The sequence below is a fragment of the Achromobacter sp. genome, assembly GCF_032113835.1.
In the GTDB taxonomy this organism is placed as follows: domain Bacteria; phylum Pseudomonadota; class Gammaproteobacteria; order Burkholderiales; family Burkholderiaceae_B; genus Achromobacter.
In genome coordinates this window covers 155,559-173,424 of the sequence record NZ_DAMCTG010000003.1, presented here as the reverse complement: position 1 = coordinate 173,424, position 17,866 = coordinate 155,559, and the positions used below count along the sequence as shown (strand labels likewise).

Annotated in this window: 14 protein-coding genes; 3 read left to right on the top strand and 11 right to left on the bottom strand. The window is 67.5% G+C overall.

The annotated features are described in order from the left end of the window. The 8 genes from RT697_RS02610 to RT697_RS02575 all read right to left on the bottom strand — a co-directional run. Window positions 1–3,284, bottom strand: a 3,284-nt coding sequence (locus RT697_RS02610) for an autotransporter-associated beta strand repeat-containing protein (protein WP_313696853.1), incomplete at its 3' end; no start/stop codon positions are given. Between the two features lie 177 nt (window positions 3,285–3,461). Next, window positions 3,462–4,580, bottom strand: coding sequence for a class I SAM-dependent methyltransferase (locus RT697_RS02605; protein WP_313696852.1), 1,119 nt, complete (start codon window positions 4,578–4,580; stop codon window positions 3,462–3,464). Between the two features lie 141 nt (window positions 4,581–4,721). Then, entirely contained in the window at window positions 4,722–6,389 is a 1,668-nt protein-coding gene (locus RT697_RS02600) for an OFA family MFS transporter (protein ID WP_313696851.1), read from the bottom strand. A gap of 128 nt (window positions 6,390–6,517) precedes the next feature. Further along, entirely contained in the window at window positions 6,518–6,775 is a 258-nt protein-coding gene (locus RT697_RS02595) for a formate dehydrogenase subunit delta (protein ID WP_105240256.1), read from the bottom strand. A gap of 18 nt (window positions 6,776–6,793) precedes the next feature. Next, window positions 6,794–7,615 (bottom strand): formate dehydrogenase accessory sulfurtransferase FdhD, encoded by an 822-nt coding sequence (gene fdhD / locus RT697_RS02590; protein ID WP_313696849.1) that lies wholly within the window; start codon window positions 7,613–7,615, stop codon window positions 6,794–6,796. Window positions 7,616–7,641: 26 nt separating this feature from the next. Next, complete coding sequence (fdhF, locus tag RT697_RS02585; RefSeq protein WP_313696847.1) at window positions 7,642–10,518, bottom strand: formate dehydrogenase subunit alpha; 2,877 nt, start codon at window positions 10,516–10,518, stop codon at window positions 7,642–7,644. Between the two features lie 13 nt (window positions 10,519–10,531). Then, a complete protein-coding gene (locus tag RT697_RS02580; RefSeq protein ID WP_313696846.1) occupies window positions 10,532–12,112 on the bottom strand; it encodes an NADH-quinone oxidoreductase subunit NuoF in 1,581 nt (526 codons plus the stop codon). Beyond that, window positions 12,109–12,666, bottom strand: a complete 558-nt coding sequence (locus RT697_RS02575; protein ID WP_313696845.1) for a formate dehydrogenase subunit gamma — start codon at window positions 12,664–12,666, stop codon at window positions 12,109–12,111. The genes RT697_RS02580 and RT697_RS02575 overlap by 4 nt, the downstream gene beginning before the upstream one ends. A gap of 158 nt (window positions 12,667–12,824) precedes the next feature. Between RT697_RS02575 and RT697_RS02570 the strand changes: the two genes are divergently transcribed. The 3 genes from RT697_RS02570 to mobA are packed head-to-tail and all read left to right on the top strand — an operon-like array spanning window position 12,825 to window position 15,670. Continuing rightward, on the top strand, window positions 12,825–13,934 hold the full coding sequence (locus RT697_RS02570) for a substrate-binding domain-containing protein (protein WP_313696844.1): 1,110 nt from the start codon (window positions 12,825–12,827) through the stop codon (window positions 13,932–13,934). Window positions 13,935–13,941: 7 nt separating this feature from the next. Then, a complete protein-coding gene (gene moaA / locus RT697_RS02565) occupies window positions 13,942–15,042 on the top strand; it encodes a GTP 3',8-cyclase MoaA (RefSeq protein WP_313696843.1) in 1,101 nt (366 codons plus the stop codon). After that, entirely contained in the window at window positions 15,035–15,670 is a 636-nt protein-coding gene (gene mobA, locus RT697_RS02560) for a molybdenum cofactor guanylyltransferase MobA (protein ID WP_313696842.1), read from the top strand. Before moaA ends, mobA begins: the two co-directional genes overlap by 8 nt. Here the strand turns inward: mobA and glp are convergent. The 3 genes from glp to RT697_RS02545 are packed head-to-tail and all read right to left on the bottom strand — an operon-like array spanning window position 15,655 to window position 17,864. Then, a complete protein-coding gene (glp, locus tag RT697_RS02555; protein WP_313696841.1) occupies window positions 15,655–16,860 on the bottom strand; it encodes a gephyrin-like molybdotransferase Glp in 1,206 nt (401 codons plus the stop codon). The two genes, mobA and glp, sit on opposite strands and share 16 nt — an antisense overlap. Window positions 16,861–16,863: 3 nt before the next feature. After that, window positions 16,864–17,385 (bottom strand): molybdenum cofactor biosynthesis protein B, encoded by a 522-nt coding sequence (moaB, locus tag RT697_RS02550; protein ID WP_313696840.1) that lies wholly within the window; start codon window positions 17,383–17,385, stop codon window positions 16,864–16,866. Next, a complete protein-coding gene (locus RT697_RS02545) occupies window positions 17,382–17,864 on the bottom strand; it encodes a molybdenum cofactor biosynthesis protein MoaE (protein ID WP_313696839.1) in 483 nt (160 codons plus the stop codon). The genes moaB and RT697_RS02545 overlap by 4 nt, the downstream gene beginning before the upstream one ends. Between the last annotated feature and the right edge of the window lie 2 nt (window positions 17,865–17,866).

The window sequence follows — 17,866 nt, the reverse complement described above, 5'->3', positions numbered from 1 at the left end:
GCCGTGCCCAGGCTGCTGTCGCCACCCACGGACAAGGTGCCGCCAGAGAGCCGGGTCTCGCCGCCGTAGATGTTCGGGCCGGACAGCACCAGCGTGCCGCCCTGCGTCTTGTCGATGCCGCCCGCGCCGCTGATGACCGCGTCGATCTCGGCCGTCACACCGGCCAGCACGCGGATCTCGCTGCCGCCCGCGCGGGTGTCCAGTCCGCCGAGCGTGCCGTTGCCGTGCACGTCGCTTTCCAGGCGATAGCCGTCTGCCACGAACTGCAGGCCGTCGAAGGACTGCGTGCCGTTGACCAGGATTGTGCCGCCGCCCGCGGTGTTGAATACCGCGGTCTTGCCCGCCCAGGCCGCGGGGATGGAGCCGCTTTCGTTGTTCCAAAGCGTGGCCGCGTCGCTCCAGGTTCCGCTGCCGCCGCTCCAGGTCTGCAACTGGTCCGAGCCGGTGCTGCCCAGGCGCAGATCGATGAAGCCCGGCAGCGTATCGACCACGGAGACCGGCTGATTTGCGAACGCGGCGGGCGCCGCCAGGTTGTTGGCTAGCAAATTGCCGCCGTAGCTGATGAGCCGGTAGTAGCCGGGGCCTGCCGTCAATCCCGGGTCCAGCAGCGTAAGACCGCCGTTTAGCGTGACATCGCCGGTCACGTCCAGGTGAGAGCTGGTGCCCGCGGAAGGCGTCGCGCCGGGGCTCCCCAGCCCGTACACCAGCGTGCCGCCGGCGTTCAGATTCAAAGGTCCCGCCACCCGCAGGCTGCCTGTGGGATTGCCGGGGTTCAGCACGCCGCCGGCCGCCACGGTCACGCCGCCCACTCTGCCGGTGCCGGCCAGGGTCCCACTGGCGCCCACGGTGACGCTGGAGTTCGCAGCGGAACCCGTGACGAGCAGCTTGCCCGCTTCGATGGTGGTGCTGCCGGTATAGGCATTCGTGCCCGACAGCGTCAAGGTGCCGGCGCCTTGCTTGATGAGGCTGAGCGTGCCGGACATGCCGCCGGAAAAGACGGTCGAGCTATTGTCCGAACCCGCCCGTAACGAGACGCCGCTGATGCCGGAAATCGCGCCGGCGCCCGATATCGCGCCAACATTTTGCGAGCCATTCAGCGTCACGGACGCACCGCTATGAACCGTGAGCGCGCCCGAGCCCAGGGTGTTCTGGGTCCAGGCGGTCAGCGTGCCCGCGGAGACCGTGTTGCCGCCCGTATTGGTGTTGGGCTGGGTATAACTGACGGAACCGGAACCCAGCAGGGTGACCGTTCCCGTGCCGCTCAGCGGCGTCGAAATGTGCAGGTCGGACACGCCGTTGTTATCGATGAACATGCCGCCATCACCCACGGCGACCTCGCCGGCCGAAAACCCGCCGAAGAGCGGAAGGGCGGAACGAGCGCGCACGCCGCCGCCGTCGAACCGGATGCTGCTTGTCCCGGCGCCCGGCGCCTTGGTTATTTCGTCCGCGGACACATAGCCGATGCCGTCGAGCGGCGTACCGGTCACTTCCAGGTGACCGTTGCCGCCGCTCGTGCCGAATCGGATCTTTCCTGCCGTCAGCGTTGCGCCGTTGGCGACCGACACCACAGCGCTGCCCGCCGCTCCCAGATCGAGCGTGTTGCTGACGCTGAACGACGATACGGCGCCGCTGAGGGCGACAGTGCTGGAGCCTGTGCCGGTGGTGGCCAGCAGCGCATTGGTGGCGGTCACTCTGCCGCCCGAAAGTACGTCCAGCGAGCCGCGGCTTTGCAGGCCAAGTACGAGGGTCTCCGTGTTCCAGCCAGAGCCCACGCCCTGGACGGTAGCGGAGCCAAGCGCCGAGCCCCCCGCCGTCCCGCCCAGCATGGCCGTGAGCGTGGTCAAGACGGCGCCGCTGGAGACAGTCACGCCCGAAGAGGCCCCGAAGCCAGCGTCCAGCGAGGACGTCGAAGATCCCAGGCGTGCGCCCACGCCGGAGAGCGCCAGCGTGCCCCCATAGACCAAGATGTTGCCCGACATCGGATTGTTGCCGGTCAGCGTCAGTATGCTCGTCTGCGTTTTGCCCAGCATGCCGCCGCCGGTAATCGAGCCGGCATACACCCGGTTGTCGGTGCGGCTGAAGTTCACAACGCCCTGGTTGGTGATATTTCCCATCACGGAGCCGGCAACGCCGCTGCCAATTTCCAGCGTGCTGCCCGCGGCGATCGTGGTGCCGCCCGTGTAGGTGTTGTCGCCGGTGAGCCGGGTGGTGCCGGCGCCGTTGATCGCCACGGATCCGGATCCCGATATCCGGCGCGAAAACTCGTACAGTGCATTCGACTGGTTGAAGTTGATTTGCCCGTCGTTATTGATCGGCAGGAATCCCACGATTGTCCCGCCAGCGGCAGCCGCGGGCGTGGCGTTGCCCACATTCAGTGTCCCGTTGCTACGTATCGTGAGGCCGGCGTTCGTTGCCAGAAGCGTCAGTGTCGAATCGCTCAGATTGAGGACGCCGGCGCCGCCGTTCGCCCCGCCGCCAAGTTCCAGCCCACCGCTGGCGTTGTTGACGCCGACAAAAAGTTCAGACGCGTTGGTCAGCGTGAGGGTGCCGTCGCCGCCTAGTCCACCCGTGCCAAGGCCGTTCGCGCCGCCCACGAGGAGGCTCCCGCCAACGAACAACCGGACGTTGTCCATGTTCACAAGACCTGCGCCGCCCGCGCCGCCCCGGGTGGAAAAGAAGGCGTTTCCGCTGCCGCCGCCGCCTGCTCCGCCGATGAACATGGCCTGGTTCACCAAGAGCGTGCCGGAAGACAGGAAAAGCGAACCGTTCGAGCCGGCGCCGCCCACTTGGTTGACGCCGCCAGCGCCGCCGCCGCCGCCGCCAATGCCGACATAGTCGTAGGTGCCCAGCGGGGTCGTGATGGAGCTGCCGTTGATCGTGCCGCTTGACGGCACCACAGCGCCTGCCCCGGGTGCAGTCCCGCCCGAAGGCGCGCCCGACGCGTCCACGACGGCCGGGCCGTTTGCGCCGAACGTTCCGCCATTGCCCGCGCCGCCAATGCCGCCGTAGGCGCCGTTGCCCCCGTTGGCCCAGGCCCCGGCAGAGGACGCGCCGCCGGGGCCGCTTACGACGCCGCCGCCGCCTTGGTCGCCAGCCCGGTTGTATGTCCCCCCGCCGCCGCCGCCGCCGATCCCGCCGCCGCCACCGCCGCCGATGAGATTGGTCGTGAGATCCGCCGCCCCGCCATTGCCGCCGCTGCCCACCAGGAGGTTGGCCGCGCGCGCTGGCGCATTCACCAGCGGCAGGCTGAGCGCCGCCGCCAATGCGAGGCAAAGCGGCCGCACGGAGAACTTTGCGGAGGGTTGGCTAGGGATTCTGATACACATGGCGCGGACGGTACGTAACTGAATGACTCAGCAAAGTAACCGAAAAACGCGCCATTGTTACCAAGAATTGGGAATTGATTCTGACCTGGCAGCGGCAGGGCGTGCCAGGCGGGCGGATATCGCCCCGCAGACGCGTCAGGCCGCGCCCAATCTCCACAGCGACGTCATCTCCTTCGACCGCGCCGCAAACAACGGATCCGACGCGTCCCGCGCCTTGCCGTGCACCGGCCGCGTATCCAGTTTCTCGATCACCCGCAGTCCGGCGGCCTCGATCATCTCCAGCAACTGCTCGCGCGTGCGCAAGCCCAGATGCTCGGCCAGGTCCGAAAGAATCAACCAGCCTTCCCCATTCGGCGTCAGATGATCCTTCAGTCCATTCAGGAACCCGCGCAGCATGCGGCTGTCCGGGTCGTACACGGCATGTTCCAGCGGCGAGCTGGGCCGGGCCGGCAGCCACGGGGGATTGCAGACGATCAGCGACACGCGGCCGTCGGGGAACAGGTCCGTCTGTTCGACGTCCACCTGTCCCGACAAGCCCAGACGTTCCAGGTTCTCGCGCGCGCAAGCGATCGCGCGGGCATCCGTGTCGGTGGCGATGACGCGCTTGCCGCCGCGGCGGGCGATGACCGCAGCCAGCACGCCGGTGCCCGTGCCGATATCAAAGGCCACGCTGCCGCGCGGCATCGGGGTATTGGCGATCAGATCCACATATTCGCCGCGCACCGGCGAGAACACGCCGAAGTGCGGGTGGATGCGGTTGTTCAGCGCGGCAATTTCCACGCCCTTTCTGCGCCATTCATAGGCGCCGATCAGGCCCAGCAGTTCGCGCAGCGACGCGACGAAAGGCGTATCGCCCGGCACGTTCGCGGCCTCGCAGGCAGGATGCGCGTCGGGCGCGCGGCGCAGGGGAATGGTGTGGCCGGCATCGAAGGGAATCAGCAGCATGCCCAGAATGCGGGCGCGCTGCGACTGGACCTGACGATGCTGGTTGAAGGCCTCGAGCTGGGTCTCGACCGGTTTGCGCGGGCGCTTGTCGACGCGGCGCGTGATGGCCTGCAACAGCTGGCGCGCGTTCTGGAAATCGCCGCGCCACAGCAGGCCGACGCCTTCGCAGGCGTGGCGGTAGGCCATGTCGGCGGTCAGCGTGTCGTCGGCGACGATGACGCGCTTGGGCGGCGTGGCGCCGGTTTCCGAGTGCCAGCGGGCCGAGCGGGCGACGCCGTTTTCTTCCCAGTGCAGTTCAGGCGCGTTCAAAGTGTCGCTCCAGCGGGGAAATGGGGGAAGGGCAGGATCATGAGAAGTGGCACATAAAAGATAAGGGCGCGGGCTGCCAATGTAGCAGCTTCGCGCCCTGGAACTGGCGCGCGGCGCATGCGGCGCCGCGGCATGTTGGGGTCAATGGAAGAGGACGACGGCCTTTTGCAGCGTGATCCAGATGCCCCACGCCAGCGGGATGCCGACGCAGGCCCACGCAAAGGCGATCAGCGCGGGCGGCGTGCGGAAGTTCGACTTGCCCACGCCGTGGGTCTCGGCGGCGACGGCGCGCTCGTGCGCCAGCGCCTTCTCCTTGGCCAGTTCCTCGTCGGTCATGAAGTACTTGGCGTTGACCGGGCGGATGGCCAGATTGCACAGGAAGCCCACGACCAGCATGCCGGCCAGGATGTACATGGTGATGTCATACACCTGGGCGCGCGGCACGCCGATGGACAGTTGGTACTCGCGGATGTAGTTGACGAGGACCGGGCCGAAGATGCCCGCCGCGGACCACGCGGTCAGCAGCCGGCCGTGGATGGCCCCGACCATCTGGGTGCCGAAGAGGTCGGCCAGGTAGGCCGGCACGGTGGCAAAACCGCCGCCGTACATGGACAGGATGACGCAGAAGGCGGCCACGAAGAGCGCCAGGGCGCCGATGTGCGCGGTCCAGGGGATGGCGGCGTACAGGAAGAATCCCAGCACGAAGAAGACGAAGTACGTCATCTTGCGGCCCAGTTTGTCCGACAGGCTGGCCCAGAAGAAGCGGCCGCCGATGTTGAAGAGGCTGAGCAGTCCGGTGAAGCCGGCGGCGATGGCCGCGATGGCGGCGAGCTGTTCCTTGTCGAGCTGACCGAAACCCAGTTCAGGCTTGTCGATCAGGCCACCGCCAAACACTTCCTGCAGCAGCGGCGACGCCATCCCGAGAATGCCGATGCCCGCGGTGACGTTCAGGCACAGCGCCCACCAGACCAACCAGAACTGCGGCACGCCCCAGACGCGTTTCACGTGGACGTGGCGCTGCGTGATCATGACGTTGTTGACCTGCTTGGCGGGCGGCGTCCAGCCGGCGGGCTTCCAGCCGGTGGGCGGCACGCGGTAGCCCAGCGCGCCCGACATCATGAAGATGAAGTACACCAGCGCCATGGTCAGAAACGTCTGCCAGACGCCCGGCGAGGTCGGCGTGGCGAAGTGGCGCATCAGCAGGTCGGCCAGCGGCGCGCCGATCATGGCGCCGCCGCCAAAGCCCATGATGGCCATGCCGGTCGCCATGCCGCGGCGGTCCGGGAACCACTTGATCAGCGTGCTCACGGGCGAGATGTACCCCAGCCCCAGCCCGATGCCCCCGATCACGCCCGACCCCAGCCACAGCATCCACATCTGGTGCAGGTAGATGCCGATGGCCGAAATGACCAGGCCGCCGCACCAGCACAGCGCCGACACGACGCCTGCCTTGCGCGGGCCGGCGCGTTCCAGCCAGCCGCCCCACAGCGCGGCCGAACATCCCAGGAGCACGAAGAACAGGGTGTACATCCACCCCATCGTCGAGATCTTCCAGTCACAGCTGGTGGTGAAGAGCTCGGCCACGAGACTCATGTCGGGCGGGCAGGCCAGCGGTTTCGCGCCGCCCACCACCTTGGACAACGGCAGCCAGAACACCGAGAACCCGTAGGCCATGCCGATGCACAGGTGGATGGCCAGGGCGGCCGGTGGCACCAGCCAGCGCGAGAAGCCCGGCCCCGCGATGGTGCGTTCTTTGTCGAAAAAACCCGGCCTTGAGCCGGGTAGGTCCAGGGTGGCGCTACTTGCCATGATGTCTCCTCAGGGGTGCGGCTTTATAGCGTGCGTCGCCCGGAAAAGCCCGGTGACGCCGCCTCTTTTATGGATCTGTTGCTGTCCTGCCACTTCGGGGTGGGCCGTCATGAGGCGGCCCGGGTGCGCTAAGCGACGCGCGCAAGCGGGGTGAGGCGCTCGCGATGTTGGGTGACCGCCTGCAGCACCAGCGGATGCAGTTGTTCCTCGCCGGCATCCCCGTCGGGGCTGCGCGCCAGGAAGTCCAGCAGCTCGTTGCGCATGCGCGGTTCCCAGAATTTCTGGATGTGATTGGTGACGCCTTCCAGCGCCTCGGGCCGGTCCGGCATGGCGTCGAAGAACTGGCCGATGCGGTTGGCCATGCGGATCAGGTTGACGATTTCCATTGCTGTCTGGCGTCCGGTTCAGGTAAGGATGCGTTCGGGGTGGGTGTAAATGGCGGCGTCGCCATCGCGCGTGAAGCCCAGCAGCGTGACGTTGGCGTCGGTGGCCAGGCGTATGGCCAGGGCGGTGGGGGCGGAGACCGAGGCCAGCACGGCGACGCCGGCGGAGGCCGTCTTCTGCACCATCTCGAAGCTGGCGCGGCTGGACACCACGACGATGCCGTCGCTGCCGTTGACCGCCTGGCGCGCCAGGGCGCCGGCCAGCTTGTCCAGAGCGTTGTGGCGGCCCACGTCTTCGCGCACCAGGGCCACGACGCCATCGGCGCCCGCCCACCCGGCGGCGTGCGTCGCGCCGGTGATGTCGTGCAGCGTCTGGCGCGTGCGCATGTCGCGCATGGCGGCCAGCACGGCCTCGATGCGGACCGGCGCGCCATTCGTTACGGGCGCCACCGGCCGCAGCACTTCGGGCAGGGTTTCCACGCCGCACAGGCCGCAGCCGGTGCGTCCGGCCATGGCGCGCCGCCGCGTCTTCAGGCGCATTTCACAGGCGGACGAGATCTCCAGCTGCACGACGATGCCGCCGCATTGCGGCAGCAGGTCGATGCCGCGCACGTCGCTGACGCTGCCGACGATGCCTTCGGACAGCGAGAATCCCACGGCAAAGTCTTCCAGGTCCGCCGGCGTGGCCAGCATGGTGGCGTGGCTGATGCCGTTGTATTCCAGCGCCACCGGGGTCTCCTCGGCCACAAAGTCGGTCTCGGCGTCGGGGGCGATGGCCCCCGAGCGCACGCGGATGACCTGGGTCGGCGTGCAGTCGGGGCGGGCGGTGGTCGGCGTAGGCATGGGATCCCTGGCGTGCTGGCTGTCGGTTACTTCCCGGTCAGCGCCGCCTCGGACTCGCGCGAGCGTTCGCGCAGGAGCTTTTGCTGGATATCCGCAAATCGCGACCATTGCCGCTGCCATTCCGACGGCTGCGACACGCGCGTCACCTGCACGGCCGTGACCTTGTACTCGGGGCAGTTGGTCGCCCAGTCGGAGCTGTCGGTGGTGACGACGTTGGCGCCGGACTCGGGAAAGTGGAACGTGGTGTATACCACGCCCGGCTGCACGCGGTCGGTCAGCGTGGCGCGCAGCACCGTTTCACCGGCGCGGCTCTGGATGCCAACCCAGTCGCCCTCGGCCACGCCCCGGTCCTCGGCATCCTGCGGATGCATTTCCAGCACGTCCTCGCCGTGCCACATCACGTTGGGTGTGCGACGGGTCTGCGCGCCCACGTTGTATTGCGACAGGATGCGGCCGGTGGTCAGCAGCAGCGGGAAGCGGCGCGTGCTGCGTTCATCGGTAGGCACGTACTTGGTGATCATGAAGCGGCCCTTGCCGCGCACGAACTGGTCGATGTGCATGATCGGCGTGCCGTCCGGCGCGTCGTCGTTGCACGGCCATTGCAGGCTGCCCAGCTTGTCGAGCTTGTCGTACGTGACGCTGGCGAACGTGGGCGTAAGCCGCGCGATCTCTTCCATGATCTCGCGCGGGTGCTTGTAGTTCATGGGGTAGCCCAGCGCGTTGGACAGCGCCACCGTCACTTCCCAGTCGGATTTGCCGTTCTTGGGCTCCATGACCTTGCGCACGCGCGAGATGCGGCGCTCGGCGTTGGTGAAGGTGCCGTCCTTTTCCAGGAACGAGGAACCCGGCAGGAACACGTGCGCGTACTTCGCGGTCTCGTTCAGGAACAGGTCCTGCACGACGATGCACTCCATCGCCGCCAGCGATGCCGCCACGTGCTGGGTGTTGGGATCGGACTGCACGATGTCTTCGCCCTGGCAGTACAGGCCCTTGAAGGACCCGCCCAGCGCGGCCTCGAACATGTTGGGAATGCGCAGACCCGGTTCGGGCTGCAGCGTGACGCCCCAGTCCTTTTCGAATTGCGCGCGCACGGTGTTGTCCGAGATGTGGCGGTAGCCGGGCAGTTCGTGCGGGAACGAGCCCATGTCGCACGAGCCCTGCACGTTGTTCTGGCCGCGCAACGGGTTGACGCCCACGCCTTCGCGGCCGATGTTGCCGGTGGCCATCGCCAGGTTGGCAATCGCCATGACGGTGGTCGAGCCCTGGCTGTGCTCGGTGACGCCCAGGCCGTAATAGATGGAGCCGTTGCCGCCCGTGGCAAAAAGGCGCGCCGCGCCGCGCACGGCCTGCGCCGGCACGCCCGTGATCTCTTCCATGGCTTCCGGCGAGTTCTCGGGCAGCGAGACGAAATCGCGCCATTCGCGGAACGCCTTTTCCTCGCAGCGCTCGGCGACGAAGTCCTCGGCGATCAGGCCCTCGGTGGCGATGACGTGCGCCAGCGAGGACAGCAGCGCGGTGTTGGTGCCGGGCCGCACCTGCAGGTGGAAGTCCGCCTTGATGTGCGGCGAGCTGACCAGCTCGATGCGGCGCGGATCGATGACGATCAGCCGCGCGCCTTCGCGCAGCCGGCGCTTCAGGCGCGAGGCGAACACCGGGTGGCCGCTGCTGGGGTTGGCGCCCATGACGATGACCACGTCGGTGTGCATGACGGAATCAAACGTCTGCGTGCCGGCCGATTCGCCCAGCGTCTGCTTCAGACCGTAGCCGGTGGGCGAATGGCACACGCGTGCGCACGTGTCGACGTTGTTGGTGCCGAAGGCGGCGCGCACCAGCTTTTGCACCAGCCAGGTTTCTTCGTTGGTGCAGCGCGACGACGTGATGCCGCCCACGGCATCGCGCCCGTATTGGCTCTGAATGCGGCGGAATTCCGAGGCCGCGTAGTTGATGGCCTCGTCCCAGGACACTTCCTTCCAGGAATCCGTGATGTGCTTGCGGATCATGGGCTTGAGCACGCGTTCCTTGTGCGTGGTGTAGCCCCAGGCAAAGCGCCCCTTCACGCAGGAATGGCCGCGGTTGGCCTGGCCGTCCTTCCAGGGGACCATGCGCACGACTTCCTGGCCCTTCATCTCTGCCTTGAAGCCGCAGCCCACGCCGCAGTAGGCGCAGGTGGTCACGACCGAGTGCTCGGCCTGGCCCATCATGATGACGGTCTTTTCCTGCAGGGTGGATGTGGGGCAGGCCTGCACGCAGGCGCCGCAGGACACGCATTCGCTATCGAGGAAGGGCTGGTCCTGGCCGGCCGACACGTGTGAATCGAATCCCTTGCCGGAGATCGTCAGCGCGAAGGTGCCTTGCGTTTCTTCGCAGGCGCGCACGCAGCGGTTGCAGACGATGCACTTGGACGCGTCGAAGGTGAAGTACGGGTTGGACTCGTCTTTTTCGGCCTTGAGGTGGTTGGCGCCGTCGTAGCCGTAGCGCACGTTGCGCAGGCCCACCACGCCCGCCATGTCCTGCAGTTCGCAGTCGCCGTTGGCCGGGCAGGTCAGGCAATCGAGCGGATGGTCCGAAATGTACAGTTCCATCACGCCGCGCCGCAGGTCGTGCAGCTTGGGGGTTTCGGTAAAGACCACCATGCCGTTTTCGGCGGGCGTCGTACAGGACGCCGGATAGCCGCGGCGGCCTTCGATCTGCACCAGGCACAGGCGGCACGATCCGAACGGTTCAAGGCTGTCGGTGGCGCAGAGCTTGGGGATGTTGATGCCGGCGTCCGCGGCTGCGCGCATCAGCGACGTGCCTTCGGGGACGGTGATCTCCTGGCCGTCGATGGTCAGGGTGACGGTCTTTTCGGACACGCGCGCCGGCGTGCCCATGTCGCGATCGCGCTTGATGACGGTTTCTAGCATGGCGGTCTCGGGTTCAGGCCGCGTGGGCGGCAGACTGGGAGGACTCGATGCCGAAGTCCTGCGGAAAATGGTTCAGCGCGGACAGCACCGGGTAGGGCGCCATGCCCCCCAGCGCGCACAGCGAACCGCCAAGCATCGTGTCGCACAGGTCGCGCAGCAGATGCACCCGCTGCTCGCGCTGGTCGCGGCTCTGGTTGCCGCTTGCGATCTTGTCGATGGTTTCCATGCCGCGCGTCGAACCGATGCGACAGGGCGTGCACTTGCCACAGGACTCGATGGCGCAGAACTCCATGGCGTAGCGCGCCATGCGCGCCATGTCCACGGTGTCGTCGAAGGCGACAAGGCCGCCGTGGCCGATCATGGCCGAGATCTGGATGTAGGCCTCGTAGTCCAGCGGCACGTCCCATTGCGATTCGGGCAGATAGGCGCCCAGCGGACCGCCCACCTGCACCGCGCGCAGCGGCCTGCCGGACGCGCTGCCGCCACCGAACTCATACAGCAGATCGCGCAGGGTGAGGCCAAAGGCCTTTTCCACCAGCCCGCCGTGCTTGAGGTTGCCGGCCAGCTGGAACGGCAGCGTGCCGTGCGAGCGGCCCACGCCGTAGTCGCGGTAGTACGCCGCGCCCTTGGCCAGGATGATCGGCACAGTGGCCAGAGAAATCACGTTGTTGATAACGGTGGGCTTGCCGAACAGCCCGGAAATGGCCGGTAGCGGCGGCTTGGCGCGCACCACGCCGCGCTTGCCTTCCAGGCTTTCCAGCAACGAGGTTTCTTCGCCGCAGATGTAGGCGCCGGCGCCCTTGCGCACTTCCAGGTCGAAGCGGCGGCCGCTGCCGTGCACGTCGTCGCCCAGCCAGCCGACGCTGCGGGCGCGCGCGATGGCGGCTTCCAGCGTGGCGATGGCATGCGGGTATTCGGAGCGGACGTAGATGTAGCCGTAGGTCGCGCCGACCGCCAAGCCGGCGATCGTCATGCCTTCGATCAGGACGTACGGATCGCCTTCCATCAGCAGGCGGTCGGCGAAGGTGCCGGAGTCGCCCTCGTCGGCGTTGCAGACGATGTACTTGGTGTCGCCGGGCGTGCCCGCCACGGTCTTCCATTTGATGCCGGTGGGAAACGCCGCGCCGCCGCGGCCGCGCAGGCCGGATTCCACCATTTCGTCGACGATCTGGGCGGGCGCCATGGCCAGCGCGCGCTTCAGGCCCTGCAGCCCGCCGTGCGCCGCGTAGTCCTGCAGGGACAGCGGATCGATCACGCCGACGCGGGCGAACGTCAGGCGCTCTTGATGCTTGAGGTAGGGAATGTCCTCGGTCAGGCCCAGGCGCAGCGCGTGGTCGCCGCCCGTCAGCCAGCCGGCGTCGAACAGCGACGCCACGTCTTCCGGTTGCACCGGGCCGTAGGCGATGCGGCCTTGCGGCGTGGCGATTTCGACCAGGGGTTCCAGCCACAGCAGGCCGCGCGAGCCGTTGCGCACGACCTGCACGGACAGGCCGCGCTGGTCGGCGATGCGTTCGATGTCGCGGGCGACGGTGTCCGCGTCCATGGCCAGCGCCGCGGCGTCTCGCGGCACGTAGATGACGACGGGGGCGCTCATGGCGTGTCCTCCAGCGTGCGGGCCAGCAGGCGATCGAGCTTGGCTTCGGTGACGCGGGCGTGGGGCTGGCCGTCGATCATGACGGCGGGCGACTGCGCACAGAGGCCCAGGCAATACACCGGCTCGAGCGTGAAGTTGCCGTCCGGCGTGCTGCCGTGGAAGTCACAGCCCAGCGCGGTGCGCGCGTGGGCGGCCAGGCGTTCGCCGCCCATGGACTGACAGGCTTCGGCCCGGCAGACCTCGAGCGTGTGGCGCGCGGCCGGCTCGGTGCGGAAATGGGGGTAGAACGTGATGACGCCGTGGACTTCGGCGCGGGAGAGGTTCAGGGCCTCGGCGATGGTTTGCACCGCCTCGGCCGGAATACAGCCCAGTTCGTGCTGGACCGCGTGCAGCACCGGGAGCAGCGGGCCGGGCTGGTCTTGCAGCGGGGCCAGGATGCGGGCCGTGGCCGCGATGGCCGGGGTGGTGGATGCCTGGGCGGCGTCCAGGGCCAGCTTGCCGCCCCGGGCCCCACCGCTGGATGCCAGATCGGATTTTGCCTCGCGCAGGTGCACGTCGGTCTCCTCCTGTGTTGCGTGACCCCGTCAACGGGGGCTTATGTGCCGGCTGAATCACGGTCAATTAATATGTTTAAAAAAACATATAAACCGCGCGTTCGCCGCGTTATTTGTGTACTCTAACGAGGTACATGAACGCCTTCAATAAGAAATAAATGACATATAAGTTCCGAATCGGCCTGCGGCCGCAATGGACATTGGGCGGAGACGACGAGGCGACCCCCGTGCCGTTGCAGGACATGCTTGCGCTGCTGGCGGCCATCGACGCCACGGGCAACATCTCGGGCGCCTGCCGCGCCTGTGGTCTGTCGTACCGGCATGCCTGGGGCGTGTTGCGGCGCTTCGAGTCCATCTTCGGCACGCAACTGCTCATCACCAACCGCCGTCAGGGCACGCAGCTATCGCCCTTTGCGCAACGCCTGCTCTGGGCCAACCGCCGCATCGAGGCGCGACTGATGCCCACGCTGGACAGCATGGCGTCCGAACTGCAAGAGGAACTTGAGCGCCTGCTGCCCGAAAGCGGCCCGCACTTGCGCCTGCACGCCAGTCACGGCTTTGCGGTGGAATCGCTGATGCAGCACATGAGCGGCCGCACGCCCGGGCTGGAACTGCGCTATCGCACGGCCATCGAGGCGCTGGCGTCGCTGGAACGGCACGAATGCGACCTGGCGGGTTTCCAGGTGCCGCTGGGCGATTTCGAATCCCCCATCATGGAACGCTACGCGCAGTGGCTGCATGCGGACGACTACATGCTGATCCACCTGGCCGTGCGCAATACGGGGCTGTTCGTCACCGCCGGCAATCCCAAGCAGATCCGCGGCATGGGGGACCTGGCGCGCCGCGATGTGCGCTTCGTGAACCGGCAGATCGGTTCCAGCACGCGGTACCTGGTCGGCCTGATGCTGCAGCGCGCCGGCGTGTCGATCGGCGAAGTGCAGGGCTACGAGACCAACGAATTCACCCACATGGCGATTGCCGCGCACATTGCCAGCGGCATGGCCGACACGGGCGTGGGCGTGGAGACGGCGGCGTGCCGCTTCGGACTGGACTTCATTCCCTTGGTGCGCGAGCGCTATTTCTTCGCCATCCGCAAGGCGTCTTTGGACACGCCGGCCATGCAGGATCTGCTGTCCATCATGCGCGGGCCGGATTACGTGGGTTACGTGGGCCAGCTCGTGGGCTACGACGCCCGCGACACCGGCCGGCTGCAGTCTTTGGAAGAGGCCTTTCCCCGTGAACGCGCGCCGCGATCCGCCGGGATATGATGTGCCAATGAGCAAAGTGATTTTCCTTGCCGATCACCGCGGCGCGCCGCTTTCCGTGGCGCCCGGGGAACTGCCGCCGCCCGGGCAGCCCGCGCTTGACCAGCGCGCGCGTCCGCTGCGCGATCTGCGCATTTCCGTCACCGACCGCTGCAACTTCCGCTGCACCTACTGCATGCCGCGCGAGGTCTTCGACAGCAGCTACAGCTTCATGCCGCATTCGGCGCTGCTGTCCTTCGAGGAAATCAGCCGGCTGGCCGGCATCTTCACGCAGTTGGGCGTCGAAAAGATACGCTTGACCGGCGGCGAGCCGCTGCTGCGCAAGCACATCGAAAACCTGGTCGGTATGCTGGCCGAACTGCGCACGCCGCAGGGCCGGCCACTGGACCTGACGCTCACCACCAACGGCAGCGTCCTCGCGCGCAAGGCCGCCGCACTGAAAAGCGCCGGGCTCACGCGCGTGACGGTCAGCCTGGACGCGCTGGATGCGGCCATGTTCCAGGGCATGAGCGACAGCGGTTTCACGCCGGACGACGTGCTGCGCGGCATCGATGCCGCGGCGGACGCGGGCCTGGCGCCCGTCAAGGTCAACATGGTGGTGCGCAAGGGGCTGAACGACGGGCAGATCCTGCCGATGGCCGAGCGTTTCCGCCATAGCGGCCACATCCTGCGCTTCATCGAATACATGGATGTGGGCAACAGCAACGGCTGGAACCTCGATGAAGTCGTGCCGTCGCGCGAAGTCCTGGACCGCATCGGCGCCGTCTATCCGCTGGAACCCGTGGATTCAGTGGAAATGGGCCGCGTGGCCGAACGCTGGCGCTACGTGGACGGCGGCGGCGAGATCGGCGTCATCTCCAGCGTCACGCACGCCTTCTGCGGCGGCTGTACGCGGGCGCGGCTGTCGCCCGAAGGCAAGCTCTACCTGTGCCTATTCGCCCACGAAGGCCACGACTTGCGCGCCCCGTTGCGCGACGGCGCGACGGACGAGGAACTGGCACGCATCCTGGCGGGCATCTGGTCCGCGCGCGGCGACAACTATTCCGAGCTGCGCGGCCGGAACATGGCGGACCCGTCCCGCAAGATCGAGATGAGCTACATCGGTGGTTGAACCGTCAATTGCACGCGGCGCTGTCGCCGGGCTGATCCTGGCCGGCGGCCAGGGCTCCCGCATGAACGGGCAGGACAAAGGGCTGGTTGTCTTGCGCGGCGAACCGATGGTGGCGCACGTGGCGCGTTGTCTGGCGCCGCAGGTGGGACGCTTGATCATCAGCGCGAACCGGCATGCGTCGGCGTACGCGCAATTCGGCGAGGTCGTTGCGGACGGTGCGCCTGAACTGGGCGAGTGGCAAGGCCCGTTGATGGGCATCGCGGCGGCGCTGTCGGCGGTTTCCGTGCAAGATGCCCCCGCCCCGCAATGGCTGATCGTCTCGCCGTGCGATACCCCTTTCGTGCCCGCCGATCTGGCAGTCCGCCTGATCGGAGCGGCCCTCGCTGCAGATGCGTCGATGGCCTACGCCGTCGCCCACGGCCAGCGGCATTCCGCCTGCATGGCGCTGCACACGGCGTTGCTTCCCGAATTGCTGGCCTACCTGCGCGGCGGCGACCGCAAGGTCGGGCTGTGGCAGGCGAGGGCGGGCGCGGTCGAAGCCGTGTTCGACGACGCGCCGCCGCACGCCTTCATGAACGTCAACACGCCAGAAGATCTGGCGCTGGCCGAACGCTACGCCAGCCAGTGACGCAGGTCGTAGTACGAGACCGGATCCCGGTCCTGCACCAGCACGTCCGCCGGCAGGCGCGCCAAGCCGGTGGACCACGGCAATGAGCTGATCACGCCCGACCCCTGGTGGCCGTACGGCACGAGTTCGCTGCCGCCTTCGTCCGCCACGCGGCACTGCACACGCAGAAATTCCTCGCGGCCATCCTGGCGCGGTTGCGCGGTGCGCAGCGGCAATTGGCTGACCGGCGGGAAGATGTCTTCGCGGCCCTGCATGCGGCGCATCAGCGGCGTCACCAGCGTGGCAAACACGGCATAGGCCGACACCGGATTGCCAGGCAGGCTGACGACGGGCTTGCCGTCGATCTGCGCCAGCGCCACGGGCTTGCCGGGCTTCATGCGCACCTTCCACAGCGACAGTTCGCCGCCCAGCGCGGCAAGCGCCGGCTTGACCAGGTCGCGCTCGCCAACGGACACGCCGCCCACGCTCAGGACCAGATCGCAATCGGCCAGCAGGGTCTTGAAGGCGGCCAGCAGGTCGGCCTCGGTATCGCGCGCGTGCAGCACGTGGACGGGCAGGGCGCTCATGCCATGCACCATCGCCGCCAGCATCGGGCCGTTCGAGTTGTAGATCTGTTCCGTGGCGCGAGGCTGGCCCGGCAGGACGAGTTCGTCGCCGGTGGTCAGGATGCCGACGCGCAGCTGGCCGTAAACCGGAATGGTGGCCATGCCTTGCGAGGCCAGCAGCGCAACATGCGCGGCCTGAAGCAGCGTACCCGCCGGCAGCAGCGCGGCGCCGGCCATCGTGTCTTCGCCGCGGCGGCGAATGTGCTGGCCCGGGCGCGGCTCGCGCGAAATCTGAACGTGGTTGTCGGCTTCGGTCGTGTCTTCCTGCATCACGACCACGTCGGCGCCCGCCGGAATCACGCTGCCCGTGAAGAGGCGGATGGCGTGGCCGGGTTTGAGCGGCTCGGGCACGTCGCCCGCGTAGCAGCGCTGCTGGATGGGCAGACGGGCCTCGGGGCTCCAGTCGGCCAGGCGCAGGGCATAGCCGTCCATGGCGCTGTTGTCGGCCGGCGGAATGTCCACCGTGGCGTCAAGATGGGTGGCGAGCACACGGCCGCTGGCCTGCGTTAGGTCGACGTGCTCGGTGCGTTGGAGGGGGGAGCCGGCATTGGCCAGCAGGGTCTGGGCTTGATCGAAATCCAGCATGGGTCAGGCTTCTTCTTCGCGGTTCTTGAACTGTGAGGCGAAATTGCAGGGGCCGTGGCCACTGTCGAGCTGCTCGCGCAGGATCTTGGTCCAGGCGGTCTCGCACGCATTGTTCGAGCCCGGCAGGCAGAAGATCAGCGTCTGGTTGGCCGACCCCGCGAATGCGCGCGACTGGATCGTGGAGCTGCCGATCTCGGTGTAGGAGATCTGGCGGAAGAGTTCGCCAAAACCCGGAATCTCGCGGTCCAGCAGCGGCATGATGGCCTGCGGCGTGTGATCGCGATGCGAGAAGCCCGTGCCGCCGGTGGTCAGGATGACCTGCACTTCCGGGTCGGCGATCCAGTCGCTGATGACGCGGCGGATCAGGTAGATGTCGTCGCGCACGATGTCGCGCCGCACGCACTGGTGACCGGCCTGCGCCAGGCTGTTCGCCAGCAGGTTGCCGGACGTGTCATCGCCCGCGCTGCGGGTGTCGCTGATCGTCAGTACGCCGCAGCCCAACGGGACCGGGATGGCTTCGCTCATGGATTTTCCTTTTTATCGGCAGTGTCTTCGTCCCAGGCGTCCGTGCGGTCCTGGTCGGATTGGCGCTGTTCCACCCAGAAGCTGTCGCCGCCCGCCAGGGTTTCGCGCTTCCAGAAGGGCGCGCGCGTCTTGAGCGCGTCGATGATGTATTCGCAGCCGCGGAAGGCGTCGCCGCGATGGGCGCTGGCTGCCGCCACGAACACGATCTGTGCGTTGCGGTGCAGCGCGCCGACGCGGTGCACGATGACGGTGCCGGCCAGATTCCAGCGCGCGCGGGCGGTGGCGGCAATCTCTTCGAGCTCGCGCTCGCACATGCCCGGGTAATGTTCAAGAAACAGCGTATCGGTGGGGGTGTCCGGCGCGTAGTCGCGCACGTAGCCCACGAAGGTGACGATACCGCCCACGCCGGGGCCGGCGGATTCCCGCAGTGCGGCGGTAAGCGCCGCGCCGTCGAAGTCGGCTTCCTGGACGCGAATCATGG